The sequence below is a fragment of the Prosthecomicrobium sp. N25 genome (assembly GCF_037203705.1).
In the GTDB taxonomy this organism is placed as follows: domain Bacteria; phylum Pseudomonadota; class Alphaproteobacteria; order Rhizobiales; family Ancalomicrobiaceae; genus Prosthecodimorpha.
This window is the reverse complement of sequence record NZ_JBBCAT010000001.1, coordinates 3,099,329-3,126,055: the sequence shown is the minus strand read 5'-3', so window position 1 is coordinate 3,126,055 and position 26,727 is coordinate 3,099,329. Positions and strand designations below refer to the sequence as shown.

At 70.2% G+C, this 26,727-nt stretch carries 24 protein-coding genes; 15 read left to right on the top strand and 9 right to left on the bottom strand.

Annotated elements, in window-relative coordinates:
• Window positions 1-178: 178 nt before the first annotated feature.
• A complete protein-coding gene (locus WBG79_RS14205; protein WP_337357755.1) occupies window positions 179-445 on the top strand; it encodes a hypothetical protein in 267 nt (88 codons plus the stop codon).
• 159 nt (window positions 446-604) lie between these two features.
• Here WBG79_RS14205 and trmFO read toward each other — a convergent pair whose 3' ends face one another.
• Entirely contained in the window at window positions 605-2,023 is a 1,419-nt protein-coding gene (trmFO, locus tag WBG79_RS14200; protein ID WP_337357754.1) for a methylenetetrahydrofolate--tRNA-(uracil(54)-C(5))-methyltransferase (FADH(2)-oxidizing) TrmFO, read from the bottom strand.
• Window positions 2,024-2,163: 140 nt separating this feature from the next.
• On the opposite strand from trmFO, the gene WBG79_RS14195 reads away from it, so the two are divergent.
• The 3 genes from WBG79_RS14195 (at window position 2,164) to WBG79_RS14185 (ending at window position 5,057) form a co-directional block, all read left to right on the top strand.
• Entirely contained in the window at window positions 2,164-2,922 is a 759-nt protein-coding gene (locus tag WBG79_RS14195) for a hypothetical protein (RefSeq protein ID WP_337357753.1), read from the top strand.
• A gap of 110 nt (window positions 2,923-3,032) precedes the next feature.
• Complete coding sequence (locus WBG79_RS14190) at window positions 3,033-4,148, top strand: mandelate racemase/muconate lactonizing enzyme family protein (RefSeq protein WP_337357752.1); 1,116 nt, start codon at window positions 3,033-3,035, stop codon at window positions 4,146-4,148.
• Between the two features lie 165 nt (window positions 4,149-4,313).
• Window positions 4,314-5,057, top strand: coding sequence for a 2-keto-4-pentenoate hydratase (locus WBG79_RS14185; RefSeq protein WP_337357751.1), 744 nt, complete (start codon window positions 4,314-4,316; stop codon window positions 5,055-5,057).
• A 152-nt stretch (window positions 5,058-5,209) separates the two neighbouring features.
• On the opposite strand, the gene WBG79_RS14180 is transcribed toward WBG79_RS14185, so the two are convergent.
• On the bottom strand, window positions 5,210-6,028 hold the full coding sequence (locus WBG79_RS14180; RefSeq protein ID WP_337357750.1) for an IclR family transcriptional regulator: 819 nt from the start codon (window positions 6,026-6,028) through the stop codon (window positions 5,210-5,212).
• A gap of 124 nt (window positions 6,029-6,152) precedes the next feature.
• Here WBG79_RS14180 and WBG79_RS14175 point away from each other — a divergent pair, with 124 nt between their 5' ends.
• The 7 genes from WBG79_RS14175 to WBG79_RS14145 all read left to right on the top strand — a co-directional run bounded on the left by WBG79_RS14175 (window position 6,153) and on the right by WBG79_RS14145 (window position 12,641).
• On the top strand, window positions 6,153-6,587 hold the full coding sequence (locus WBG79_RS14175; RefSeq protein WP_337357749.1) for a VOC family protein: 435 nt from the start codon (window positions 6,153-6,155) through the stop codon (window positions 6,585-6,587).
• 165 nt (window positions 6,588-6,752) lie between these two features.
• Window positions 6,753-7,880, top strand: a complete 1,128-nt coding sequence (locus WBG79_RS14170) for a mannonate dehydratase (RefSeq protein ID WP_337357748.1) — start codon at window positions 6,753-6,755, stop codon at window positions 7,878-7,880.
• Window positions 7,881-7,936: 56 nt separating this feature from the next.
• Window positions 7,937-9,148 (top strand): ABC transporter substrate-binding protein, encoded by a 1,212-nt coding sequence (locus tag WBG79_RS14165; protein ID WP_337357747.1) that lies wholly within the window; start codon window positions 7,937-7,939, stop codon window positions 9,146-9,148.
• A gap of 178 nt (window positions 9,149-9,326) precedes the next feature.
• Window positions 9,327-10,184: a carbohydrate ABC transporter permease gene (locus WBG79_RS14160; RefSeq protein WP_337357746.1), complete on the top strand. Its 858-nt coding sequence runs from the start codon at window positions 9,327-9,329 to the stop codon at window positions 10,182-10,184.
• Window positions 10,181-11,041, top strand: a complete 861-nt coding sequence (locus WBG79_RS14155) for a carbohydrate ABC transporter permease (protein ID WP_337357745.1) — start codon at window positions 10,181-10,183, stop codon at window positions 11,039-11,041. Before WBG79_RS14160 ends, WBG79_RS14155 begins: the two co-directional genes overlap by 4 nt.
• Before the next feature lie 8 nt (window positions 11,042-11,049).
• The gene (locus tag WBG79_RS14150; protein WP_337357744.1) at window positions 11,050-11,865 is read left to right on the top strand and encodes an aldo/keto reductase; all 816 of its coding nucleotides are present in this window, start codon (window positions 11,050-11,052) and stop codon (window positions 11,863-11,865) included.
• A 35-nt stretch (window positions 11,866-11,900) separates the two neighbouring features.
• Window positions 11,901-12,641, top strand: a complete 741-nt coding sequence (locus WBG79_RS14145; RefSeq protein ID WP_337357743.1) for a ribonuclease activity regulator RraA — start codon at window positions 11,901-11,903, stop codon at window positions 12,639-12,641.
• A 120-nt stretch (window positions 12,642-12,761) separates the two neighbouring features.
• Here the strand turns inward: WBG79_RS14145 and WBG79_RS14140 are convergent, their stop codons facing one another.
• The 7 genes from WBG79_RS14140 to WBG79_RS14110 form a co-directional block, all read right to left on the bottom strand.
• A complete protein-coding gene (locus WBG79_RS14140) occupies window positions 12,762-13,814 on the bottom strand; it encodes a LacI family DNA-binding transcriptional regulator (RefSeq protein WP_337357742.1) in 1,053 nt (350 codons plus the stop codon).
• Window positions 13,811-14,455: a ThuA domain-containing protein gene (locus tag WBG79_RS14135; RefSeq protein WP_337357741.1), complete on the bottom strand. Its 645-nt coding sequence runs from the start codon at window positions 14,453-14,455 to the stop codon at window positions 13,811-13,813. Before WBG79_RS14135 ends, WBG79_RS14140 begins: the two co-directional genes overlap by 4 nt.
• 11 nt (window positions 14,456-14,466) lie before the next feature.
• Entirely contained in the window at window positions 14,467-15,564 is a 1,098-nt protein-coding gene (locus WBG79_RS14130) for a Gfo/Idh/MocA family protein (RefSeq protein ID WP_337357740.1), read from the bottom strand.
• Between the two features lie 26 nt (window positions 15,565-15,590).
• Complete coding sequence (locus tag WBG79_RS14125) at window positions 15,591-16,463, bottom strand: carbohydrate ABC transporter permease (RefSeq protein WP_337357739.1); 873 nt, start codon at window positions 16,461-16,463, stop codon at window positions 15,591-15,593.
• Window positions 16,456-17,346 carry a carbohydrate ABC transporter permease gene (locus WBG79_RS14120; RefSeq protein ID WP_337357738.1) on the bottom strand — a complete coding sequence of 297 codons (891 nt, stop codon included), beginning with the start codon at window positions 17,344-17,346 and terminating at the stop codon, window positions 16,456-16,458. Before WBG79_RS14120 ends, WBG79_RS14125 begins: the two co-directional genes overlap by 8 nt.
• Before the next feature lie 268 nt (window positions 17,347-17,614).
• Window positions 17,615-18,874, bottom strand: a complete 1,260-nt coding sequence (locus tag WBG79_RS14115) for an extracellular solute-binding protein (protein ID WP_337357737.1) — start codon at window positions 18,872-18,874, stop codon at window positions 17,615-17,617.
• A gap of 319 nt (window positions 18,875-19,193) precedes the next feature.
• Window positions 19,194-20,210, bottom strand: a complete 1,017-nt coding sequence (locus tag WBG79_RS14110) for a LacI family DNA-binding transcriptional regulator (RefSeq protein ID WP_337357736.1) — start codon at window positions 20,208-20,210, stop codon at window positions 19,194-19,196.
• Between WBG79_RS14110 and WBG79_RS14105 the strand changes: the two genes are divergently transcribed.
• From WBG79_RS14105 to WBG79_RS14090, 4 genes are all read left to right on the top strand, one after another.
• The gene (locus WBG79_RS14105; RefSeq protein WP_337357949.1) at window positions 20,209-22,800 is read left to right on the top strand and encodes a CaiB/BaiF CoA transferase family protein; all 2,592 of its coding nucleotides are present in this window, start codon (window positions 20,209-20,211) and stop codon (window positions 22,798-22,800) included. The two genes, WBG79_RS14110 and WBG79_RS14105, sit on opposite strands and share 2 nt — an antisense overlap.
• A 13-nt stretch (window positions 22,801-22,813) precedes the next feature.
• The gene (locus WBG79_RS14100) at window positions 22,814-23,623 is read left to right on the top strand and encodes a MaoC family dehydratase (RefSeq protein WP_337357735.1); all 810 of its coding nucleotides are present in this window, start codon (window positions 22,814-22,816) and stop codon (window positions 23,621-23,623) included.
• Between the two features lie 267 nt (window positions 23,624-23,890).
• Complete coding sequence (locus WBG79_RS14095) at window positions 23,891-25,003, top strand: mandelate racemase/muconate lactonizing enzyme family protein (protein WP_337357734.1); 1,113 nt, start codon at window positions 23,891-23,893, stop codon at window positions 25,001-25,003.
• Window positions 25,004-25,116: 113 nt separating this feature from the next.
• A complete protein-coding gene (locus tag WBG79_RS14090) occupies window positions 25,117-26,712 on the top strand; it encodes an ABC transporter substrate-binding protein (RefSeq protein WP_337357733.1) in 1,596 nt (531 codons plus the stop codon).
• Window positions 26,713-26,727: the final 15 nt, after the last annotated feature.

Genomic DNA, 26,727 nt, shown 5'->3' with positions numbered 1-26,727 from the left:
CGACAACATGTCGTGAAATCGTTTTCTGTAAAATTTGAACCGCCAAGCTCCAGCGGTGACTGTACGCTGACCGTGTTTTTCAGTACTGGACCGCCCGTCCGGGACGGTGTTACTGTATGGATGTTGCGCCGGCCTAATAATCATACAAATAGGCGCGGGAGGACTCGGGAGGCAGGCTGTGGTCTCACGTTACGAGAAGGCCGACTTCACACCCGAGGAGGTCAAGTCCTTGGGTCTTGCGATGGACGAGGCGGAGCGGCACCTCAAGAAGATGCGCCCCGTCACGTCGGGTATCGATGCGTCGTGTCTGCGTAACGAACTGGCCCGGGCGGTGATCCGCCTGGCGAAGGCCGGAGAGACCGAACCGTTCTTCCTGTCCCGCGTCGCGGTCGGCCACGTTCTGCTCGCCACGCGCCAGGGGTTTGCGGAGAGCCGGGCCTGCTGAAGGCAGGCCCGGGAGGCGATCCGACAGGGATTATCGGTCCTTGCGACAGGTTCAGGGAACGTCCAGGCGAACCGGGGGATGACGGCCCATGCCGCTCCCCTGCCTGAAAGCACGCGGGCGCGGCCGGACAGGTCGCGCCCGTTTCGCGTTCGGGCGGGCCTACTCGGCGGCGGCGGCCATGTCGCCGGCGAGCCATGCGGCGAGGTCGGCGAGGGCGCGGGCGGAGAGGGCGCGCTTCTTCTCGAGCGTCTTCTCGGTGCCCCGCAGGCGCTTGCCGTCGCGCGACTTGGGCGCCTCGATCGGCGGGAAGAGGCCGAAGTTGACGTTCATCGGCTGGAAGGAGCGCGGCGCGGCCTGACCGTCCCCCTCGACCGACAGGTGGCCGCCGGTGATGTGGCCGAGGATGGCGCCGAGTGCGGTGGTGACCGGGGGCGGTACGGCCGGGTGGCCGAGGCGGGCGGCGGCGGCGAAGCGGCCGGCCAGGAGCCCGACGGCGGCGCTCTCGACGTAGCCCTCGCAGCCGGTGATCTGGCCGGCGAAGCGCAGGCGTGGCAGGGCCTTCAGGCGCAGCGTCGGGTCGAGCAGCTTCGGCGCATTGAGATAGGTGTTGCGGTGGAGGCCGCCCAGGCGGGCGAACTCGGCCTGCTCCAGGCCCGGGATGGTGCGGAAGACCCGGACCTGCTCGCCGTGCTTCAGCTTGGTCTGGAAGCCGACCATGTTCCAGAGCGTGCCGAAGGCGTTGTCCTGGCGGAGCTGGACGACCGCCCAGGGCTTCTCGGGACGGTGCGGGTCGGTCAGCCCGACCGGCTTCATCGGCCCGAAACGCAGGGTCTCGCGGCCGCGCTCGGCCATGACCTCGATGGGCAGGCAGCCGTCGAAATAGGGCGTCGAGGCTTCCCACTCCTTGAAGGAGGTCTTCTCGCCCGCGAGCAGGGCGTCCACGAAGGCCTCGTACTGGTCCCGGTCGAGCGGGCAGTTGATGTAGTCCGCGCCCGTGCCGCCCGGGCCGGCCTTGTCGTAGCGCGACTGCTTCCAGGCCCGCGTCATGTCGATGGAGTCGAGATGGACGACGGGCGCGATCGCGTCGAAGAAGGCGAGCTCGGTCTCGCCGGTCAGCGACCGCACGGCCTCGGCGAGGGCGGGCGAGGTGAGCGGGCCGGTCGCCACGATCACCTCGTCCCAGTCCCCGGGGGGCAGGCCGGCGATCTCCTCCCGGCGGATCTCCACGAGCGGATGCGCCGCCAGGGCGGCGGTCACGTCGGCCGAGAAGGCGTCGCGGTCGACCGCCAGCGCGCCGCCGGCCGGGAGCTTGTGGCGGTCGCCGCAGGCCATGATCAGCGAGCCGGCCCGGCGCATCTCCTCGTGCAGCAGGCCGACGGCGTTGGTGGCCGCGTCGTCGGAGCGGAAGGAGTTGGAGCAGACGAGCTCGGCGAGCCCTTCGGTCCGGTGCGCCTCGGTGCCGCGCACCGGACGCATCTCGTGGAGCACGACGGGGACGCCGCGGCCGGCGAGCTGCCAGGCGGCTTCCGATCCGGCGAGGCCGCCGCCGATCACATGGACGGGTCTGATCTCGGTCATGGGCCACCGCCTATCATCTCGGCGAGGGCCGCGAAAGGGCCCGGGATGCCGAAGTCCCCCGGGCTTCCCGAGCGCGACATAGCGCGGGGCGGGCCGGAGGCGATATCCTCTGCCAACGAATCAACCGCCGGGACCAGACCATGCGATCGATCGGGCCTGCCCTCGTCCTCGCCGCCACCCTGGCGGCACTGCCCGCGGCCGCGGCCGGCCAGGGTGACAAGCCGGCGGAAGCCGGCAAGGCCATCGAGGCGTCCGCCACCGTGGCGACCGCGAAGCCCGCCAAGCCGAAGGCGCGGCGCGCCGCCGACCCGGTCGTCACCGGCTCGATCGGGCCCATCCCCGAGCCCGTGCCGTTCCGCCCGCCCTACGGACTGGTGAGTTGGTACCAGGAGCGGGGCGGCATGTCGCTGCCCTCCGGCGACAGGCTCGTCTATTGCCACGGCTTCGAGTGCCGGCTGCGCACGGCGATCCCGATGAGCGGCGAGGACCTGAAGACGCTCACGGAGCTCTTCGCCTCGCACGCCGCCACGCCCGAGGCGGAGCGGGAGGCGATCGACCTGGCTGTCCAGTGGTGGGAGAAGCATGCCGCACCGCTGCTCGGCGGTCCGCCCGACATCCGCGGCTCCGAGCCCAAGCACGCCAACAAGCGCGGCCAGACCGACTGCCTCGACGAGGCCACCAACTCGACCACCATCCTGGTCTATCTCCAGGAGAAGGGCCTGCTCCGGCATCATCGCGTGATCCGCCCGGAATCGCGCGGCGGCTTCCTGTACGCCCATGCGACGGCGGTGTTCCAGGAGGTGGCGGGCGGCCGGGACTGGATCGTCGACAGCTGGATGCGCGACAGCGGCGATCCCAACGACGTCATGCCGCTCGACCAGTGGCTGGCGAGCTGGTGAGCGTCGCGCCCCGTCGCACCGCGGGGCCCGCGCTGGCCTGAGGCCGCATGGTCGCGCCGGCAAGCCCCGGGGCGGCCCTCGCCCGGCAGAAGCCTGGGAGATCCCCCGCCGTGAAGATCGCCGCCGTCGACCCCTTCATCATGCACCTGCCGCTGACGGCGGACTCGATCGCCGATTCCACCCACAGCATCACGCATTGGGGCGTGGTCGGCGCGCGGATCCGGACGGAGGACGGTCTGGAGGGCTGGGGCTTCACCGGCACGCACGCGCACCTCGCCTCCGACCGGCTGATCACCGCCTGCATCCGCGACTGTTACGCGCCGCTCCTCATCGGCGAGGACGCGCGCGAGCACCGGCGGCTCTGGCGCAAGCTGGCGCGCAATCCGGCCACGCAATGGGTCGGACGCGCCGGCATCACCCACCTGGCGGTTGCGGCCGTCGACGTCGCGCTCTGGGACCTCGCCGCCAAGCGGGCCGGGGTGCCGCTCTGGCTGCATCTCGGCGGGGCGACGCGGGCCGAGCTCGACGCCTACAATACCGACATCGGCTGGCTCTCCTTCGGCGACGACCTGCTGGTCGACCTCTGCCGTCGGGCGGTCGAGGCGGACGGGTTCCGGCGGCTCAAGGTGAAGGTCGGGCACGACAATCCGATGCGCGACGTGCGCCGGCTGGAGGCCGTGCGCCGGGCCATCGGCCCGGACGTGACGCTCGCCATCGACGGCAACGGCAAGTGGGACCTGCCGACCTGCCTGCGCTTCTGCCGGGCCGCGGCGCCGCTCGACATCCTCTGGTTCGAGGAGCCGATGTGGTACGACGACGTCGGCTCCCATGCGGCGCTGGCGCAGGCGAGTGCGATCCCCGTGGCGCTCGGCGAGCAGCTCTACACGCTCGACGCCTTCCGCAGCTTCGTCGATGCCGGCGCGGTGCATTTCGTGCAGCCGGACGTGACGCGCGTGGGCGGCATCACGGAATATATCGAGGTCGCCGACCTGGCGCTGGCGCACAGGCTGCCGGTGGCGCCCCATGCGGGCGAGATGAGCCAGGTCCACGTGCACCTGAGCTTCTGGCACCCGGCCTCCTCGATCCTGGAATACATCCCGTGGATCAAGGATCACTTCGTCGAGCCGATCCGCGTGGTCGACGGCCGCTACCGGCGCCCGGAGCTTCCCGGCGCCGGCACCACGCCTCTCGCCGCCAGCCTGGAGGCGCACGGCCGGCCGACGTGAAGCCCCGGGCGGACCCGGTGTGCGGGGGCCGATGCCGTTCCGTCCCTGACGGTGGTGCGGCGGGAGGGCCGAGGTCGGTCTCCATGAAGCCGGATCAGTGCTTTACCGGTCCACGGGCGCCCCCTATCGTCGCCGTCCTCATCGTTCCAGCACCGGGGTCGTCCCTTGAGCCGTACAGCCACCCGCGCCGCCGATCTGCTTCGCTCCGCCCGCCAGGGAACCGCCATCGCCGACCTGCCGGAGGACCTGAAGCCGTCGACGGCCGCGGAGGCCTACGCGATCCAGGACGCGACCGTCGCGCGGGCCGGGGTGGGCGGCTGGAAGGTCGCGCCGGTCCCGGACTACTACGGCGCGCCGATCGACCGCGACCGGTTCCATCCCGACGGGACCGTGTACCCTGTCGGCGCGCTGCGCGACCCGGAGGTGGAGATCGAGATCGCGCTGGTGCTCGGCGCGGACCTGCCGCCGATCGGCCGCCCCTACCGCGTCGAGGAGGTGCGGGCGGCGGTCGCGTCGGTGCATGCGGCGGTGGAGATGGTGGGGTCGGCCTTCGCGGACCGGCGCAGCGTCGCGATGCTGACCGCGCTCGCCGACCAGCAGAGCAACGCCACCGTTCTCCTCGGTACCGGCACGCCGGCCGGCCTCGCCCTCGATTTCGCGTCGGTGCCGGTCCGGGTCGTCGTCAACGGCGCCACGATCCACGACGGCCCGTCCGGGCGCAGCACCGCCGCCACCCTGGACGCCCTCGCCTGGCTGGCGACCCACGCCGCCGACCGCCGCGGAGGCCTGAAGGCGGGCGACGTGGTCATCACCGGTGCCCGCGTCGGACCCTTCCCAGCCAAGCCCGGCGACCGGGTCGAAGCCCGCTTCGAGGGCATCGGCGCTGTGGCGGTGGCCTTCGCGGGCTGAGGCCGGCGGCGTCGGCCCAGGGCCGCCCCTCTACTTGCATCCCCGGCCGAAAAGAGGCGCAGAGCCGGGGGGGCCAGCGCCTTCCGCCGGCCGCGGCGCTGCGGACCGGGCGGGCGGCGTCCGGATCTCCCGACGGCTCCTTGGCCCGAGGCTCAGGATGCAATCGTGTCGGAGATCGCGCGGGCGGTGGCGATGGCGGCTAGGCGCATCTGTTCCATGCGGTCGGGGGCGGTGCCGAGCAGGAAGGGGACGCTGAGGGCGGCGACGACCCGGCCCTCGCGGCCGACCACGGGGGCCGCGTAGGCGTGGATGCTCGGGGCGTGCTCGCCGCGGTCCTGCGCCCAGCCCTGGCGGATGATGCGGGCGAGCTCGGCACGCAGGCGCTTCGGGTCGGTGATCGATCGCGCCGTGAAGGCCTGAAGTGGCCGCGACAGCCACCAGGCCTGCTGGTCCGGCGGCAGGTGGGCGAGGAGGAGCTTGCTGGCGGCGCCGGCGTGGATCGGCATGCGCTGGCCGGGTGCCACCGTCAGCGCGTATTCGCGCCGGCCCTGGGCGACGGCGAGCACGTATACGCCCTCGTGGTCGATGACGGAGAGCTTGACGCTGGCGCCGAGGTCGGCGGACAGCCGGTCCAGGAAGGGCTGGGCGACCGCGGCGAGGTCGACGTCGACGGCGGCCGGGCTCACATGGGCGGCGAGGCGCAGGATGCGGCGGCCGAGGCGGTAGGAGCCGCCCGGGTCCCGCTGGACCATGTCGTGCGCCTGCAGGGTGTTGAGGATCCGGTAGACGGTCGTGCGCGGCACCGCGAGCTCGGCGGCGAGGGCCGTGATGGAGGCGCCGGCCTCGCGCCGCTCCAGGACGCCCAGCACGTCCATCATGCGGTCGATGGCGGGAATGGTGTGCTTCGGCTCCAGTCCGGCGGGCCCGGAGGGGCGATCCCGGGCGGGGCTGCTGGGCTCGGCGGTTGACATGGGCGGTCGGCGACTCTTACCATCATATTTGAACGATAGAATTTCATATCTGGAATGACCTGGCAAGCTCCCCGCCCCCGGCAAGGGGCGGAGCCGGAACCGGGCATCCGCGAGGGAGGAAGCCATGCTGACCGTCTCGTGCATCACGCATGTCGCCATCCGGGTGAAGGACATCGGCCCGACGCTCGACTTCTACGTCGGCAAGCTCGGCTTCGAGGAGTTGATGCGGATCGACCGGGACGGCCGGCTCTGGCTGCTCTACCTGCGCATCACCGACACGCAGTATCTCGAGGTCTTTCCCGAGGGGGTCGGCGACCGGGCGGCCGAGCGGGAGGCGGTCGGCTACAACCACATGTGCCTGGAGGTGCCCGACATCGAACAGTCGGTCCGCGAGCTCGAGGCGGCCGGCGTGCCGCTGATCCGGCCCAAGGTGCTCGGCGCGGACGGCAACTGGCAGTGCTGGATCGAGGATCCGGACGGCCACCGGATCGAGCTCATGCAGATGATGCCCGACGCCATGCAGGCCCGGGCGATCGCGCGCCGCAAGGCCGGGGGCTGATCCCGTTTCCGGCCCCCGGAGGCCCCCCTCTCGGAAATCACCGATAGTGAGGGCGTGCCGGGGAGATGGCGTTGACTTGCGCCCAAGACGTGGCACAGTATTTCTTAGAGAACTCGGTCGGTTCAAATATGAATTGGCCAAGAGTTCCTTCCCGGAGCCTGCGACATGCGGGTCGGACTGACGCTCACCGGCAAGAACCTCTCCGAGGACGGCGCACGCTTCGCCGCGGAACTCGGCGTGGGCGACGTGGTGATCCACTTCAACGACTATGCCGGCGGCGCCGACGCCGGGCCCTACCTCACCGGCGGTCAGGTCGGGCCGATCCTCGGGGACTGCCGGAACGAGCCAGCCTGGGACGACGAGCGGCTGTCCGGGACGGTCGCCATGCTGGCCCGGCACGGGCTGAAGGTGGCGGCGCTCGAGAACTTCTCGCCTGCGCACTGGTCCGACGTGCTTCTCGACGGGCCGCGCCGGGCGGACCAGATGGACGGTCTGAAGCGCCTCGTCCGCGCCGCCGGCCGGGCCGGGATCCCGGTCATCGGCTACAACTTCTCGATCGCCGGCGTCTGGGGCTGGCGGCGCGCGCCGCTCGCCCGCGGCGGGGCGACGACGGTCACCTACGACCTCTCGCCGGAGGACGCGGCGCGGCCGATCCCGGACGGCATGGTCTGGAACATGCGCACCCGCGACGCCCGCCCGGGCGCCGGCCCGGTGCGGGTCACCGAGGCGGAGCTGTGGGAGAGGCTGGGCCGCTTCCTGGACGAGCTGGTGCCGGTCGCCGAGGAGGCGGGCGTGCGCCTCGCCGCGCATCCGGACGACCCGCCGGTCGAGACCCTGCGGGGCTGCGGCCGGCTCGTGAACAGCCACGAGAAGTACGACCGTCTGCTGGCGCTCCGGCCGAGCCGGGCCAACGCGCTCGAGTTCTGCATCGGGTCCCTGCAGGAGATGGCGGGCGGCGACGTCTACGAGACCACCCGACGTCACGCCCGGGCCGGCGCGATCGCCTACGTCCACTTCCGCAACGTACGCGGCAAGGTCCCGTCCTACGTGGAGGCCTTCGTGGACGACGGCGACGTCGACATGACCGAGATCGTCCGCATCCTGCGCGACGAGTCCTTCGACGGGGTGATGGTGCCGGATCACGTCCCGGACCTCACCTGCGCGGCGCCCTGGCACGCCGGGCACGCCTACACGGTGGGCTACATGAGGGCCCTCGTCGCCCATGCGCATCTGCTCGGACCCTCGTGGTCCGCCGGCCGCCGGGAGGAGGGACCCGCCGCGCGAACCGCTTGAGGAGGAATCCAACGAAGAACCGGAGCCGGGAAGGCTCCCCCAAGGGAGGAAGAGACATGAACGCTCAGACCCGAACGGGCCTCTTGGCCCTGGCGCTCCTGGCGGGCGCCGCGTCCCTGCCCGCGAAGGCCGGGGAGGTCACCTGGTGGGCGCCGAACTGGGGCGAGGCGCGGGCGCGCGAGCTCGTCCAGAAGTTCCAGGCCGCCAATCCCGGGATCACCGTCAAGATCGAGGTGACGGTCTCCAACGGCCTGCCCGAGCGGGTGCTCACCGCCATGCGCTCCGGCGCGGGGCCCGACGTCATCGAGGTCCAGCACGGCTGGGTAAACGGCTACGCGCAGAACGACCTCGTCCTGCCGCTCGACGACACTCTGCAGGACAAGGCCGACTACCAGAAGTCGGCGCTCGACTACGTCACCTGGAACGGCAAGGCCTGGGCGGTCCCGTACCGGATCGAGACCCACGGCATCATCTACAACAAGGACCACTTCAAGGAGGCCGGGCTCGATCCCGACAAGCCGATCGAGACCTGGGACGGGCTCGTGGCGGCCGCCAAGGCGCTGACCAAGAGCGGGCGCTCCGGCTTCGGCATCACGGGCGGCGGCGAGGTCGGCAACACGATCTTCCGCTCGCTGCCCTTCATCTGGATGGCCGGCGGCGACATCCTGTCGGCCGACCAGAAGCAGGTGCTCATCAACAAGCCGGAGGCGGTCAAGGCCGTCACCTTCTACACCGACTTCTACAAGCAAGGCCTCGCGCCGAAATCGACGCTGGAGAACGACGGCCTGTCGCTTCGCCGTCTCTTCGTCGCCGGCACGGTGTCGGCCTACCAGTCCGGCCAGTTCGACCTGCCGGCCATCGCCAAGGAGAACCCGAAACTCAGCCTCGGCGCCATGCCGATCCCGCATCCCGAAGGCAAGCAGACCGCCGCGATCCTCGGCGGCTGGAGCTACGTGATCCCCAAGGCGGCCAAGAACCCGGCGGAGGCGAAGAAGCTCATCCAGTTCCTGAGCACCGCCGAGAACCAGGCCTTCTACACGGACACGTTCCCGGCCCGCATCTCCTCGCTCAAGGCCGAGCGGTTCCAGGATCCCATGCTGAAGCCCTTCGCGACGATGCTGCCCTACGGCCGCCCGGTCCCGGCCCACAAGAACTGGGTCAAGATGGTCCAGGCCTATTTCGACGGCATCCAGCGCATCCTGCTCGGGGAACAGACTGTGCAGAAGTCGATGGACCAGGTGGCCGAGGAGATCACCGCGCTCCTCTGAGGCCGCGGCCCTTCCGGGCGCCGACCGGCAGGGCCCCGCCTTATGAGTCACCGGGGACCCGGCCGCTCGCCGTCCGGCTCCCCCGACATGCGACGGCCGGGCGCGACCCGGCCGCGCCGACGTGCCTCGAAGCCTCCCTTCGGCGCCGTCCCGCCCCAACCCGGAGCGCCTTCCTCCCATGCGCAGCAATGCAGGCCTGGTCTTCGCCCTGCCGGCGCTGGTCGTCCTCTTCATGCTGATCGCCTACCCGGTGGTCTACACGGGCTGGCTCAGCGTGACGGACGACCAAGGCAACCTCGTGGGCCTCAAGAACTTCTCGGCCGTCCTGCGCCCGCGCGTGACCACCCAGGCGCTGTGGAACACGCTCTGGTGGGTGGCGGGCTCGATCGTCTTCCAGGTCCTGCTCGGGGTCGCCACCGCGATCCTGCTCAACCAGAACTTCCCCGGCCGCGCCCTCGTGCGCTCCGTCGCGCTGGTCCCCTGGATCATCCCCGGCATCGTGGCGGCGACGACCTGGGCCTGGATGTTCCACACCGAGTTCGGGATCATCAACTACATGATGACCGGGGTCGGCATCCTGCCCGAGCCGATCGGCTGGCTGACCCGCGGCGACACCGTGCTGCCCGCGATGATCGCCATCAACGTCTGGAAGCTCTTTCCCTTCGTGGCGATCATGGTGCTGGCCGCGCTCCAGTCGATCCCCAACGACCTCTACGAGGCGGCGCGGATGGACGGCGCGAACTACTGGGGCGAGATCCGCCACGTGATGTTGCCGCAGATCCGTCCGGTGGTGACGGCCGTCACGCTGCTCCTCGTCATCTGGGGCCTCAACGCCATCACGATCATCTACGCCATCACGCGCGGCGGCCCGGCCAACCGCACCCTCATCACGCCGATCCAGATCTTCCGGCTCGCCTTCGAGGCGGTCGAGTTCAACCAGGCCGCGGCCCTCAGCGTGCTCTTCTTCGCCGTCGTGATGGTGGTGGTCTTCGTCTATATCCGGCTGCTCGCCGACCGGGCGGGGGAGGGCACATGAGCGCGATCCCGTCTGAAGCCGGCAGCCTGACCAGGCCGGGCCTCGGCTGGCCGCTGATCCTCCTGGGATCGGCCCTGGTCGTCTTCGTGTGCCTCTTCCCCTTCGTCTGGATGGGCGTCTCCTCGATCAAGGAATTGCGCGAGCTCTACACGATCCCGCCGCACTGGTGGCCCGAGAACCCGACGCTCGCGAACTACGAGAAGGTCATCTTCCAGAGCAACATCCCGCGCTACTTCCTCAACTCGATCATCATCTCGGTCGGATCGACCGGGCTCGCCCTGATCCTCGCCATCTTCGCCGCCAACGGCTTCGCCCGCTTCCGCTTCCGCGGCCAGGCCTTCTGGCAGAGCTGCGTGCTGGTCGGCCAGCTCCTGCCGACGGCTGCCATCATCGTGCCGCTCTTCATCACGCTGCGGGTGCTCGGCCTCGTGAACACCTACTGGGGCCTGATCATGGTCTACATGATCATCACCCTGCCGCTCAGCGTCTGGATGCTGACGAGCTACTTCCGTGCCATCCCGATCGAGCTCGAGGAGGCGGCCATCGTCGACGGGGCGAGCCGGCTGCGCATCCTCTTCGCCATCACGCTGCCGCTGTCGCTGCCCGGAATCATGGCCGTGCTGGTCTATGCCTTCATTACGACCTGGAACGAGTTCATCTTCGCGCTCTGCTTCGCGACGGATTCCTCGGTCAAGACCCTGCCGATCGGGCTCGCCGAGTTCTCGACCGAGTTCAACACCGACTGGGGCGCCGTGATGGCCGCCTCGATGGTGATGACGGTGCCGATCGCGCTCCTCTTCCTGATCTTCCAGAAGCACTTCGTCGGCGGCCTGACCGCGGGCGCCACCAAGGGATGATCCACCCCATGTCCTACGCTTCGCCCGTTCCCCAGTTCGGCCTCGGCACGTATGGCCGGATCGGCCCCGCCGGCCTCACAGCCCTGGAGACCGCGATCGAGGTCGGCTACCGGCACTTCGACACGGCCCAGTCCTACGGCACCGAGATCAATGTCGGCGAGGCGATCCGGCGCTCGGGCCTGCCCCGGTCCGAGGTGTTCGTGACGACCAAGGTGGCCGACAGCAATCTCGCCGGGGCGGACTTCATGCCCAGTGTCGAGCTGAGCCTCGCGACGATCGACCTCGGGCCCGTCGACCTCCTCCTGATCCACTGGCCGAGCGAGATGGACCGGGTGCCGCTCGAGGACTACGTCACCGCGCTCGCGGAGGCGCAGCAACGCGGCCTTACCCGGATGATCGGCGTCTCCAACTTCCCCGTCGCGCTCCTGGAGCGCACCGAGGCCCTGCTCGGCCCCGGCGCGATCGTCACGAACCAGGTCGAGATCCATCCCTACCTGCAGGCGCCGCGGCTGACGGCCTTCGCCCGGTCGCGCGGCGTGATGCTGACCGCCTACCAGCCGCTCGCCAAGGGCGAGGTCGGCGGCGACCCAGTCCTCGGCCGCATCGCCGGGGCGCAGGGCGTGACCGCCGCCGCGGTGGCGCTCGCCTTCCTGATGGCGGAGGGCCACGCGGTGATCCCTGCCTCGTCGACCGAGGCGAACCTCCGCGCCAACTTCGCCGCCCGCGACGTGTCCCTGAGTCCCGACGAGATCGCCGAGATCCGGCGCCTCGATCGGGGCTATCGCCGCATCCACCCCGCCAAGGCCCCGCGCTGGGACGACTGATCCCGCTTCATGGCCGCCTTTCTCCGGAGTTCTCCATGACCCACACGCAGAACATCACCCGTCCGCCGAAGCACCTCGTGGCGGCGCTGAAGGAGATCGGCAGCGCGACGATCGCCAGCGAGCTCTATTTTCTCGGCATCCGCAACGTCGCCATCACGGGCCCGCGCAGCTACACGCCCGGCCGTGTCTCGGCCGGCCCGGCCCTGACGCTCCAGTTCATGCCGATGCGCGAGGACATGTTCGGGGCGGCCGAATACGACGACCCGGAGAAGCAGCTGCACCGGCACGTCCTCTACCATGCGGAGGCGGGCGACATGGTGTTGATCGACGCGCGCGGCGACATGACCAGCGGCATCTTCGGCGAGATGATGATGGCCTATTTCGCCGGCGTCGGCGGGGAGGGCGTCGTGATCGACGGCTGCATCCGGGATTCCGACAAGGCCTGCAGCATGGGACCCGGCGTCTGGCTGCGCGGCACCACGCCGAACTTCCACGCCCAGACCAACATCTTCCCCTTCGCGGTCAACGTGCCGATCGCCTGCGGCGGGGTCTTCGTCATGCCGGGCGACATCGTGGTGGCGGACAACGACGGCGCGGTCGTGGTGCCGGTCGCGCTCGCCGAGAAGGTGGTCGAGGAGGGGCGGAAGCACGCCGACTGGGAGGTCTTCTCGCGCCTCCGGCTGAGCGAGGGCGGGGACATGCGCAAGTACTATCCCCTGCGCGCCGACGCGGAGGCGGAGTATCTCGCCTGGCGTGCCGCGCAGGCGCGGGGCTGAGGGGCGCTATCGAAATTTGCGCGCGCACACTCGACTCTTGCTCTGCCTTCCGTTTCTGTCCTGCCCGGGCAGGTCCCGGGCGATGACGGCGGGATGGGTTGGACCGTACGGGGACGGGCGTCAGGGCAGGTTGTCGCGCAGGAAGATGTCGATGCGGATGCGCTCCTGGTCGGCGAGGATCGGCTCGCCGGTGGCGTGGGCCATCAGCACGCGGGCGGCGGAGCGGGCCTCGTGGCCGGGGTCCTGGCTGATGACGGCGTCCATCAGGCCGTGCAGCAGGTAGCGGCGGCTGTGGGCGGTCAGCTCGTGGCCGATCCAGACGAGGTCGTGGGCGCGGCCCGTCTCCTCGAGCGCCGCGGCGATGCCCCGGTTGCCGGCGCCGACATTGTAGATGCCGACGAGGTCGGGGGTCTCGGCGATCAGGCGCTCGGCCAGGGCGCGGGTGCGCCGGGCGTCGTCGCGCCCCTCCAGGGCCGGCAGGACGGTGAGGTTCGGGTACTCGGCCGCCATCACCTGGTGGAAGCCGAACTGCCGCTCGGCATGGTCGCGCAGCGCGAGCGAGCCCGCCACGAGCCCCACGGATCCGGTCCGGCTGGCGAGGAAGCGGCCCATCAGCGTGCCGGCGGTGCGGCCGGCGGCCGGGTTGTCGATGCCGACATAGTGGAAGCGGCGGGAGGAGGGCGCGTCGGAGACGAGCGTGACGACCCCGATGCCGCGGGCGGCGAGGTCGTCGATGGCGGCGCGCACCCGCGGGTGGTCGAGCGCGACGGCGGCCACGCCGTCGATCCCGTCGGGCACACGTTCGAGCGCGGCGGCGAGCGCCGCCGGGTCGAAGACGTCCACATGGACGAGATCGATGAAGCCGCGCTGCGGCGCGAGCCACTCGGCCGTGCGCCGGACCTGGGCGGCGAGCTCCGTCATGAAGGAGTTCGCCCCGGTCGGCAGCAGGAAGGCGAAGCGGTAGCTGCGGTTGCGGGCGAGGCGGGAGGCGGCCGGGTCGGCCCGGTAGCCGAGGCGGGCCGCGGCCGCCTCGACGCGGGCGACCGTCCTGTCGCGCACGCCGGGACGCCGGTTGACGACCCGGTCGGCGGTGGCGAGCGACACGCCCGCCTCCCGCGCCACATCGTCGAGCGTGACCCGCCCCGGCGGGGGCGGCGCCTCCTGCGTCGTCATCCCCGGGCCGCCCAGAGCATGCCGCGCGTCATGAGGGTCCTCACCTCCGGCACGTCGAGCTCGTAGGCCCGGTGCCCGAGGGAGGAGTAGAAGACGCGGCCCGCGCCGTAGCGCTTCTTCCAGACGACCGGCATCACCACCCCCTCGATCCAGGGCGCATGCTCGCCGGAGAAGGTGGTGGTCGCAAGCACCTCGTTGGCCGGGTCGACATGCATGTAGTACTGCTCGGAGCGGTAGTCGAAGCTCGCGATGCCGCGCATGATCGGGTCGTCGGGACGCGTCACGTCAACCCGGTAGTCGATGATGTTGCCCGGGTGCGCGACCCACTGGCCGCCGCACAGGAACTGGTAGTCGACATTGTCCCGGAAGGCGTCGCACATGCCGCCGTGATGGCCGGCGAGACCGACCCCGGCGCGCACGGCGGCGCAGAGGTTGAGGGCGTCCGGCTTCTCGATCCTGGACATGGTGTAGATCGGGACGATCAGGTCGAGGTCGTGGATGGCGGGGTCGCCGAAGGCGGCGGTCTCGGTCTCGACGCGCACGTCGAAGCCCTCCGCCTTCAGCCAGCCGCGGACGATGGAGGCGCAGAGATCCGGGTCGTGCCCGGCCCATCCGCCCCAGACGATCATGGCCTTGCGCATGCCTGTCTCCTTTAGTCCATCGCGCCCGTGGGCAGGCCCGGCGTCAACATGGCCGGCCGCTCCACGGTGGTTTCGAGCTTCACGCGCCGGCCCTCGTCCGACGAGATCTGGAAGGCCTCCATGGCCTCGAGCACGTGCAGCGCCAGCGCGCCGCTCGCCCGGTGGGGCCGGCCGGAGAGGATCGCGGCGGCCATGTCGGCGACGCCGATGGAACGGAACTCGCCCTCCGCGTTGCCGTGGCTGAGCGGCACGGGCGCGAAGTCGCCGCCGGTCTTCGCCAGCTGCACCTCGCCGCCGAAGCGGTTGGGGTCGGGCACCAGGAGGCTCCCCTCCGTGCCGTAGATCTCGATCGGGGTATGCCGGTGCTTCGGCACGTCGAAGCTCATGGCGATGGAGACGATCGCGCCGGAGGCGAACTCGAGCGTGCCGGCCACGTGGGTGGCGACCTCGACCGGGATCATGGTCCCCTTCATCGGCTCGGAGGTGACGAGCCGCTCTGTGCGGATGCGCGAGGTCGAGCCCATGACGCTCGCCACCGGCCCGAGCAATTGGACGAGGTCGGTGATGTAGTAGGGCCCCATGTCGAGCATCGGCCCGCCGCCGCGCAGGTAGTAGAAGCCGGGCGCCGGGTGCCAGCGCTCGTGGCCCGGGCACATGAAGAAGGCCGTGCCGGCGACCGGGGTGCCGATCGCGCCGTCGTCGATCAGCTTGCGGGCGGTCTGGTGGCCGCCGCCGAGGAAGGTGTCGGGCGCACAGCCGACGCGCAGCCCCTTCTCGGCGGCGAGGTCCATCACCTTGCGGGCCTCGGCGACGTTCACCCCGAGCGGCTTCTCGGAATGCACGTGCTTGCCGGCGCGCAGCACGGCGAGGCTCACGTCCGTGTGGGCGAGCGGCACTGTGAGGTTGATGACGATCTCCACGTCGTCGCGCTTCAGGAGCTGGTCGACGCGCAGGCCCGGCACGCCGAACTCCGCCCCGCAGGCCTCGGCGGCCGGGGTGCGGATATCGGCGACCGCCTTCAGCTCGATCGTATCGAACCGCTTCATGGCCTCCAGGTACTTGCGGCTGATGTTGCCGCAGCCGACGACGCCGATGCCGATCTTTCTCATGGATGGTCTCCGGGGCTCCCGCGGCTTCAGCCTTTCACGGCCCCGGCCGTCAGGCCGGCGACGATGTGCTTCTGGGCGGCGAGGAAGAGCAGGATGGTGGGCAGGATGGTGAGGGTGATGTAGGCGAGGATCAGGTTCCACTCGGACGAGTATTCGCCCTGGTAGACCATGATGCCGAGCGGCCAGGGATAGAGGCTGTCCGAGTTCAGCATCACGAGCGGCACAAGGTAGCTGTTCCAGCTGTTCACGAAGGCGATCGTGCCGACGGTCGCCAGGATCGGCCGGGACAGGGGCAGCGTCACGAAGCGGAAGAAGGCGATGTAGCTGCAGCCGTCGACCAGCGCTGCCTCCAGGAGCTCGTGGGGCAGGTCCTTGAAGAAGCGGCGCAGCAGCAGGATGCTCATGGCGAGGCTGAAGGCGACCTGCGGCAGCACGACGCCGAAATAGGTGTCGAGCAGGCCCAAGTCTCGCACCTTGATGAAGAGCGGCAGGATGGCAGTCGCGGCGGGGAAGAGGAGCCCCATGGTGATGTAGTTGAGCAGCATCGTGCTGCCGTAAAACTTCACGTGGGCGAACACGAAGGCCGCCATGGAGGCGACGATCAGGGTCAGCACGACCGTCAGGCTCGAGATGATCAGCGAGTTCTCGAGCATCTGCCAGTAGCGCCGGGAGAGCAGGATGTCGGCGTAGTTCCGCCATTCCCAGGCGTCGGGCAGGCCGAAGGGGTTGACGCGCAGCTCGCCGAGACCCTTGAAACCGCCGAGCACGGTGGCGACGAGCGGGGTCGCCACGAAGACGACGACGAGGGCCAGGAACAGCGCCCGGGCGGGGCCGGCCGGGTCGAAGGCGGGGGCGGGTGTCTCCAGCCGGGCAGGGGTGGCGAGGTGGGTGCTACTCATCGCGCATGAACCAGCGTTTGTAGGTGAACGCGAAGGTGACGCAGATCACGAAGAGGATGACCCCGACAGCGCTGCCGAAGCCGACGCGCATGCGCGTGACGCCGAAGTTGTAGAGGAAGCTCACCATGGTGTTCGACGAATCCGCCGGTCCGCCGCGCGTCAGCGGCATGACCAGGTCGAAGAGCTGCAGGGAGCCGACCACGGCGAAGAAGACCGAGAGCCGGATCGTCGGGTAGAGCAGGGGGATGACGATGTAGCGGAGCGTCTGCAGCCGCCCTGCGCCGTCGATGCGTGCGGCCTCGATCAGGTTGCGGTCGAGGCTCTGCAGGGCGGCGATGAACAGCATCATGTGGAAGCCGAAATACTTCCACACGATGACGATCAGGATCGCCAGCATCGACGTGTCCGGGCTCGCCAGCAGATGGGGGGCCTCGGCGCCGAACAGGCGGTAGATGGAGGCGAGCAGGCCGTAGTCGCCGTCGTAGACGAAGCTGAAGATCAGCCCGGTGGCGATCTCGGCCAGCACGTAGGGCATGAAGAACAGCATGCGCAGCGCCACGGCGCCTCGGAATTTCTCGGCGAGGAGCAACGCCAGCGTCAGCGCGAGCGGCAGCTGGACGAGGAGCGAGACCAGGATGATGAGGATGTTGTTGCGGAACGCCAGGCCGAAGGCGCGCGAGTCCAGCACGGCCCGGTAGTTGTCGAAGCCGACCCATTTGGTCGGGCTGCCGAAGCCGTTCCAGTTGAAGCCGCTGTACCAGGCCGCCTCTCCGATCGGCAGCACCACGAACAGGGTGAACAGCAGGAGCGCCGGCGGCAGGAACAGGAGGACCGCAGTCAGCGATCCGTCCCGGGGAACGCGTCGGGCAGCAATCACGGCCATGTCGCCTCGCGAGCTCCGTAGGGGAGGGAAGGGCCGGGGCGACACGCGGGGGGAGGCTTGTAGGAAAACTGCGCCGCCGAACTTGCTGTGCGGACCGGGTCCGGCCGCCCCACACGTGTCATCCCGGCCCTCGAGCCGGGACCCAATGGCATTGCCCCAGGCGCCGCAGGCCGGACCCGGGCCGGACGCCCCACGGGTGCCGTTCCGGCTGTCGAGCCGGGACCCGTGGACGCTCGGCTCCGGCGGGCGATGCGGATCCGCCTCACCGTCAGTTGCCCTGCTTCCAGGCTTCCTGCACCGCCTTGGCGGCATCGGCGGGCGACATGGTGCCGCCGGCGATCTCGGCGGAGACGTCGTTGACGACGCGGCCGACCGACGGGCCGAGGCTCTGGTCGTAGAAGTTCTGGTGGTACTTGGACTTGGCCAGGTTGTCGGCGATCTGCCTCATGAAGGCGTTGTTGAGGCCCGCGTCGGCGCCGGCGACGATGGGGATGATGAAATTGCCGGCTGCCAGCCTGGTCTGCACGTCCTTCGAGATGAAGAACTTGAGGAAGTCGGTGGCCTCCTTGGGGGCGCCCTTGGTGACGAGCCAGCCCGTGATGCCGCCGAGCGTGTCGCTCGGCTCGCCCTTCTGGCCGGGCACGGTCGGGAAGTCGAACCAGCCGATCTTGTCTTCGCCGAGCCCTGCCTTGTCGGCGGCGAGCGCGCGCTGGGCGTGGTAGGCCGTGGAGATGGCGAGGGTCATGGCCGCCTTGCCGTCGCCGAAGTAGCCGACGGCCTGCGGATTCTTGAAGCCCAGGAAGCCATTCTGGAAGGGCTGCAGGTCGACCAGTTGCTTGAAGAGTTCGCCGGCCTTCAGATAGGTCTCGCTCTGGAAGCCGCCGTTCTCGCCCTTGAGCGCCGCCTCGAAACCGGCCTTGCCGCCGAGGCGAACAGCGAGATGGGTCCAGTAGAAGTGCAGCGGCCACTTGTCGGCGCCGCCGACCACGATGGGCACGATGCCCGCCGCCTTGATCTTCTTGACGGCGCCGAGCAGATCGTCCCAGGTCTTGATACCCGAGGCGTCGACGCCCGCCTTGCCCATGAGGTCGCGGTTGTACAGGAAGCCGACCTGCGACATGGCGATGGGCAGGCCGTAGACCCGGCCGTTATACGTGAAGGCGGCGAGCGCGGCGGGGGTGATCTGCTCGGAATAACCCTGGACACGGTCGGTGATGTCGTCGATGACGCCGGCCTCGATCTGAGTCTTCAGGACGCCGCCGGCCCAACTGTAGATGATGTGGGGTCGGTCCTTGGACTGGAGCAGGGTCGGCAACTTGGCCTTGAAGGACTCGTTCTCGAGGAACTGCATCTCGACCTTGACGCCCGGGTTCTTCGCCTCGAAGGCGCGTGCGGTCTCCTCCCAGATCTTGATCTGGGCCGGATTGATCTCGATGTGCATCCACTTGACGGTGGTGTCGGCCAAGGCGGCGCCGGCCGTCAGCGCCAGGCCCGTCGCGGCCAGCGCCCAAGTCGCAAGCTTTCCCATGCTGTCTCCTCCGACCCCGGCTCGTGGCGTCCGGGTTCCGGCACTTTATGACAGGGAGTTCTGAGGTACGCAACTCAGAGCGTGAGTTGGGAGGATGCCGGGCGTGCCGGTCGGTGGGGCGGGACGCCCTGTGCGAGTGCCCCATCTCTCGGCCCGCAACCCCGGACAAGGCGCCTCTGCGCCGCCGATCCGAGGTCCAGCGCGGGCGGGACTCCGCAGCGCTGCGGCCGGTGGACGGCGCTGGATCCGGCGCTCCGGCCGGGACTGTGGGGGAGAGGGGGGGCGCAGTTCCGAAGGTGGGGATTGCGAGGGAGTGCTTCTAAACGGCGGCTTCGCGGACCGTCGAATTGCGGACGACCAGTTCGCCCGGGACCACGTCGACGAAGCCGGGAGGCGGGTCGTTCCCGTCGAGGAGGGCCATGGTCCGCTCCACGATGGCGTCGACCGGCTGGCGGTAGGTGGTCAGGCGGTAGTGCGGCCAGGCGGCCATGTCGATGTCGTCGAAGCCGGCCACGGCGACGTCCTCGGGAATGCGCAGGCCGGCGACCTCGCGGAGCGCGTCCATACCGCCCAACGCCATGATATCGTTGGCGAAAAAGATTGCGTCGACGCCACCCGCCCGGGCGATCCCGACCGCCGCGGCGTGCCCCACCTCGTAGGCGTAGCGGCCGCCCGGGACGAGGGCAGACAGGGTCATGCCGAGCTCGGCCACGCGGGTGGCGAAGGCCGACTGACGCTCCCGACCGACATGGGTGGCGGTGAGGCCGGCCACGTAGGCCACCCGCCGGTGGCCGAGGGCATGGAAGTGGTCCGCGATCGCGCGCGGGCCTCCGACGTTGTCGCAGGTGACCGAGGCGAGGCCGGCATCGGGGGCCACCCGGTTGACCAGGATGGCGCGCCGGCCTTCGGCCGCCCAGGCGAGGTCGAGGCCGGAGAGCACCGTCGCGGAGACGATCACGAGGGCGTCGACGTGGAACTGGCGAAGGGCCGCGAGCTGTTGCTTCACGTCGCTGCCGGGCGCGATGTTGAACACCAGCGTCTGCTGCCCGCGCTCCTGGAGGCGGCGCGTCAGGCGCTCGAAGAGCTTGGGATAGAACGGGTTTCTCAGGTCGGAGACGACCAGGCCGACGATGTTGCTCCGCTGGCGGGAGAGGATGCTGGCGATGGCGTTCGGGCGGTAGCCGAAGCGATCGGCGGCGGACAGGATGCGCTCGCGCAGGTCCGGCGAGATGGACGCGCCCGGCGTGTAGGCGCGCGATACGGCTGATTGGCTGACGCCCAGCAGTCTGGCGAGCTCGCGTGCCGTCATCGCCTTGCCGCCGTCACTCACGCTCATGTGCCACCCGCAAGCTCCAGGTTCCGGTTGCGTCATAGCAGGGCGCGGCGGCGCGCGGCAAGGCCAGGCGGCGATGGCTTGCATCCGGATGCAATGGTCTCTAGCCTTCCGGCGAGACCAACGGGCCGCACCCTCCGATGACGGACCGGAGGCGACGGGGCCTTGGGCGGCCCCTCGCGCCCGAGCGCGGAAACGGGAGGACGAAATCTTGGACTCGGCCCTGGCGGGACTGCGGATTCTCGATCTTTCCGACTCGATTGCGGGTCAATTCTGCACCCGTATTTTTGCCGATCATGGGGCCGATGTGGTGCTGGTCGAGGGACCCAGCGGATCGCCGCTGCGCCGCGCCGCCCCCCTGTCGCGGGCCGACGGTTCGTCGCTCCTCTTCCGTCATCTGAATACGGGCAAGCGTTCCGTCGTCCTCGACCGGGCCGCCCCGGAGGACCGGGCACGGCTCGACCGCCTTCTCGGCGAGGCGGACGTGGTGGTGCTGCCGGGCGACCTGTCCGACCGGGATGTCGCCCGTCTCAATCCCGACAGCGTGACGGTGCGGGTCAGTCCGTTCGGAACGGACGGTCCGCTCGCGGGCTGGAAAGGGCCGGAGATCGTGCTCCAGGCCCTCTCGGGCATGATGTTCAACAACGGCGCCCACGGGCGGGAGCCGCTCTACGGCTCCGGCGCGCGGGCGAGCTTCGCGGCGGGGCTCGCGGCCTATGTGGGGGCGGCGGCGGCGCTGCTCGCGAGGCCGGCGCTCGGGCGGGGGCAGCATGTCGCCGTCGACGAGGCCGAGACGGCGGCGGCCATGTGCTTTCCCTATGTGATGCAGCACATCTACAACGGGACGCTGCGCAGCCGGGCGGACCTGAACATCCCGGCGGGCCAGGTGCTCTGCCACGACGGCTGGGTCTGCATCTGGATCTACAACCACCGCTGGACGGCGGTGTGCCGGACGCTCGGCCTCGAGGACCTGGAGGCCGACCCCCGCTTCGCCGACCCCGCCGTTCGCCGGGACAACTGGGCGGCGCTTTTCGCGATCATCCAGGAGCGCGTCGCCGGATGGGAGGCCGAGGACCTGGTCGACCGGCTGCAGCGGGCCGAGGTGATCGCGGCGAAGTCCTTCGGCCTCGCCGAACTCGGCCGCAACCGGCACCTGGACAGCCGCGGATACTGGGAATTCCTGGCGGACGGCCGGCGCATCCTCGGGCCGGCCTACCGCTTCGGGGCGACGCCGCGCCGGGTCGAGCGGGGCGCCCCCGGGCTCGGGGAAACCGGGGTTCCGGCGGAGGCGCCCGAGGCCGGCGGGGCGCCGCGGATCGCGCCGGGCTCGCCCGGACGCGGGCCGCTGGCCGGGCTGCGGGTCGTCGAGGTGGCGACCGCCTGGGCGGGTCCGATGGCGGGGCGGGTCCTCGCTTTCCTGGGCGCGGAGTCGATCCATGTGGAATCGCCCAACCGGGTGAATTCCTGGCGGCTCAACAAGGACGCGCCGAACCCGGTCAACTTCCCGGACGGTGTTGCCGGCGAGCGGCCGTTCGACCGGTCGTTCCTGTTCAATTCCCAAAACGTCAACAAGCTCTCCTGCATCCTCGACCTGAAGACCGAGGAGGGGCGCACGATCTTGCGCGATCTCGCGGCGCGGTCGGACGTGATCCTCTGCAACTTCCGGCCCGGAACCTTGCGCAAGTTCGGGCTCGACTACGACGGACTGAAGGCGGTGCGCCCGGAGATCGTGGTCGCGGAGCTGCCGGCCTTCGGCAAGACCGGTCCCATGTCGGGCTATGCCGCGCTCGGGCCGACCATGGAGATGGCGACCGGCATGTCCAGCCTGATCGGCTACGAAGGGGGCCAGCCGGAGACGACCGGCCCCTCGTATCTCGACCCGATCGGCGGCTTCAACACAGCCGCCGCGATCCTGACGGCGCTCCTTCACCGCCAGCGGACCGGGCAGGGGCAGGCGGTCGAGATCCCGCAGGTGGAGGCGGCCATGCAGTTCATCGGGGCGGAGATCCTGGCGGCGATCGAGACCGGGGAGGATCCGCCGCGGCGGGGCAACCGCTCGCCCCATGCGGTGCCGCACGACGCCTTCCCGACCCGGGGCGAGGACGAGTGGATGGTGATCGCGGCGCGCTCGGACTCGGAATGGCGCACCCTGGCGGCCGCCATCGGCCGGCCGGAACTCGGCGACGATCCCCGCTTCGCGAGCCTCGAGGCACGGCGGGCGAACGAGGATACGATTTCCGCCCTCCTTGCCGACTGGACGCGCGGGCGCGACAAGCACGAGGCGGCGGACCTCCTGCAGGCGGCCGGGGTGCCGGCGGCGCCGGTCATGACGCCGTCCGACCTCGCGCGCTCGGAATACCTAGCCCACCGGGGCTTCTACACCTGGCTGGAGCACCCGGACGCGGGGCGGCATCCGCATCCCGGGCTGCCCCTGCACCTCAGCCTCACCCCCGGCGGGCAGCGGCGGCATGCCCCGCCCTTCGGGGCCGACAACGGGACGGTTCTCAGGGATATCCTCGGGCTCCCGCCCGAGACGATCGCCCGCGCGGAGGCCGCGGGAGCGGTCACCACCTGGCCGTTGCCGGGGGCCTGAGGAGATGGAGCCCATGACCGCGTCCTTCCCGCAAAGCCGCCGCCTGACCATCCGCCTCGACGACTCACCCCGCTACCGCGGGTCGGTGCATGACGACGCGGTGGCGAGGGCCATGGGGTACCGCGCCGCCCTGGTGCCCGGGGCGTTCCTGTACGGCCATTTCAGCCGGGTCGCGATCGAGGCCTGGGGGCTCGACTGGGCGGCCCGGGGCGGGATCGGGGCGCGATTCCGCCGGCCGGTCTACAACGGCGACGAGGTGACGATCGAGGCCGGGCCGCTGGTCGCCGGGGCGGGGCGGGTGCGGTCGGAGCTCGCCCTGCGGGATGCGGAGGGCGAGACGGCGGCGAGCGGGTGGATCGACCTGCCTGACGTGGCCGAGCCTGCGCCTCTCGCAGCCGACTGGCCGCTTCTGCGGGTCCCCGACCCGCGGCCGGAGATCGGGCCCGGCGGCTGGCGGAAAGGCATGCGCGGGGGCACGGCCCAGAGCGTACTGACCGAGGCGGAATGGCTGGAATCCCTGGCGGCCTTCGACGAAACCCACCCCATCTATCGCCGGGAAACCCTCGTCCATTCCGGCCTCCTGATGCGACGGGCGATGGGCGAGGTCTACGGCAGCTTCCGCTTCCCCGGCCCGGTCGTGCTGGTCTCCTGCGAGACGCGGCACTACGCTCCGGTCCGTCCCGGGGCCCGCTTCGGCACGTCGAGCATCGTCAGCGACGAATATGAACGGAAGGGCAAGCACTACGGGGAGACGGACGAAGTCGTATTCGCGGACGGGAATGTAGTCTCCCGGCACCGGCGCCTGCAGGTCTACGCAGGCTAGGCATGCGGGGCGGGACCGTGCGGTTCCGCTTGCATGCGGATGCAGAGCCGTTATGGTGATCCGAGGCTGACGGTATCCCCGCCGGCCGCCAGGGGAAACGCCGCAACGCGCCGCGCACGGGGGAACAACCTTCGGCCGGCACGACAGACGACCGGGACCGGATGCGCCCAGGTGGCGCGGCTTGCCGGCGCCCACGGGGCCATCCGCCCCGTGGAGGTCGAGGTGCGCACCTCAAGCCTTGAGGGGCGCTGCAGGAGGGAGGGGCCGTTGGCCGCCAGCACGCGCATCAAGTCGGTCGAGGCGATGCAGGTCACCTGGGCTTCCGGAGACCCGCCGGGCCGCCGCAGCGCGCTCGTCAAGATCACCACCGAGGACGGCGTCGCCGGCTGGGGCGAAGCCTCGCCCATGCAGGGCGGCCTGCATTCGCTCGGCATCGTCGAGCGGGACCTCGCGCCCGCGCTGGTCGGCGCCGACGCCCTCGACCACGCCGTCCTGTACGACCGGCTCTTCCACAGACACATCAAGCTCGGCCCGGAGGGCGCGCTCACCGGCGCGCTCGCGGCGGTCGACATCGCGCTCTGGGACATCAAGGGCAAGGCGCTCGGCCTGCCGGTCTGGAAGCTGCTCGGCGGCGCCTGGCGGAAGGAGATCCCCTACTACGCCTCGATCGGCGGCAATGCGGGGCGGACCGTCGACGAGACCGTGCGCGTCGTGGAGGCGCGCTGGCGCAAGGAGAACCCGGCGGCCATCAAGATCCGCTGGGACGGCGACCGCACCCGGCAGGACGAGGACATCCCCGGCGACATCGCCAAGGCGAAGGCGGTCCGCAAGCTGGTGGGCGACGACTTCCCGCTCGCCTTCGACGCGAACAACCAGTACTCGGTCGGCGGCGCCATCCGGGTCGGCCGCGCGCTCGAAGAGCTCGGCTACATCTGGTTCGAGGAGCCGGTCCAGCACTACGACGTGCGCGCCATGGGCGAGGTCGCCCAGCGGCTCGACATCACGGTCTCGGCGGCCGAGCAAACCTACACGGTCCAGGCGCTCGTCGACATGGTCGAGGCCGGCGTCCGCATGGTGCAGCCGGACATCGTCAAGATGGGCGGCATCACCGGGCTCATGCAGTGCGCCGCGATCTGCTACGCCCACGGGGTCGAGCTGGTGCCGCACCAGACGCAGCCGACCATCGGCAACCTCGCCAATCTCCATGTGCTGGCCACCATCATGCACCTCACCAAGCCGGCCGAGTTCGCCGACGCGGGAGGGCGGATGGACGCCGGCTTCCGCTCGATCCCGAAGCCCGACAACGGCCGCTTCCGCGTTCCGGACGGGCCCGGGCTCGGCATGGAGGTGAACGAGGACGAGATCCGCAAGAGGATCTGACGATCCCCGGCCGCGCCGGGATCGCCGAGACCGGACGCCTCGATCCGGGCGGCGGCCCCGCCGACTCGTCGGGACGCGAAGACGAAGAACGGACGTACAGGGAGGAAGCCGCGATGATGAGACTGGACCGCCGCAGCGTGATGAAACTCGGCGCGGCCGCCGCAGCCGCCGGCGCGGCCGGGCTGGGGCCCGCCGAGGCGCAGGAGAAGGACGTCATCCGCATCGGCATCGCGGCGGGCAAGCCGCGCCACTCGGACCCGAACCTGACCACGCAGGGTTCGGACAACTGGGCGACGGAGCAGATCTACGAGCAGCTCGTCCGGCCCGAGGACGGCACCTTCGCGCTGAAGCCCGAGGAGTACCTGCCGACGCTCGCGACCAAGTGGGAAGTCTCCGAGGACGCCAAGGTCTGGCGCTTCAAGCTGCGCGAGGGCGTCCAGTTCCACAAGGGCTACGGCGAGATGACGTCCGACGACGTCGTCTACTCCTACGAGCGCGCCAAGAAGACCGGGACGAACACCACCATCCTGGCGAACGTGGAGAGCATCGCCGCGGACGGCCCCTATCAGGTCACCATCCGGCTGAAGAGCCCGGACGCCAACTTCCTCGGCACCACGGTCTTCTTCAACAACACGTCGATCGTCTCCCGCAAGGCGGCCGAGAAGATGGGCGAGGCCTTCGCGACCGACGCCGTCGGCACGGGCCCCTACGAGCTCGTCAAGTTCGACCCCAACGGCGGCGTCTACCTGAAGCGGCACGACGGCTACTGGGGCCCGAAGGCCAAGATCGCCAACGTGGAGTGCCTCTACATCGCCGACACGACCGCGCGCACGCTGGCGCTGCTGTCCGGCAAGATCGACATGATGGAAGCCGTGCGGGCGCCCGGCTGGGTGCAGTCCATGCTGCAGCGCGACCCGACGTTGAAGATGGACATGACCGCGCCCGGCTCGTTCAACACGCTTCACGTCAACCTGACCCGCCCGCCCTTCGACAAGCTCAAGGTCCGGCAGGCGCTCATCCACGCGATCGACCGCAAGGCCGTCGCCGAGGCGCTCGCCCCGATGGGCGGCGTGCTCGCCAATCTGCAGCCCGCCAACTTCCCCGGCGGCTTCACGGCCGAGCAACTGCCCGAGGAGCTGCGCTACCCCTACGATCCGAAGAAGGCGAAGGCGCTCCTGGCCGAGGCGGGCTTCCCGAACGGGATCAGCTTCACGGCGCTCTGCTCCAAGCGCGAGGACTACGCCTCGACGATGCTCATCGTGCAGGAGCAGCTCCGGCTTGCCGGCTTCAACATGGACCTGAAAATCGGCGACCACACCGCCTACCATGCCGACAACCGGTCGGACAAGAACACGCTGGCGATGCATTCCTCGAGCTATCCGCCGATCCCGACCCAGCTCTATTTCCAGCAGCTGGCGGCGGCCTCGGAGGTGAAGTCGGACGGCAACGGCGGCGGCAACTACAGCCACTACGGCGTGGTCATGCCGGGCATCGACGGCCTGCTGGACAAGGCGCTCGCGGCGACGAGCTTCAAGGAATACGACGCGCTCTGCCGGCAGATCGAGCTCCAGGTCCTGCGCGACCTGCCGCTGATCGGCCTGTCGACGCTCTCCTTCACGGTGGCGCGGCGGGCGAACGTCGAGCTCGGCTACCCGGTCAAGGGCGGCTACGCGCGCTGGCGCTTCCACCGCGCCACGAAGACCGCCTGAGCGGACGGGAGGGGA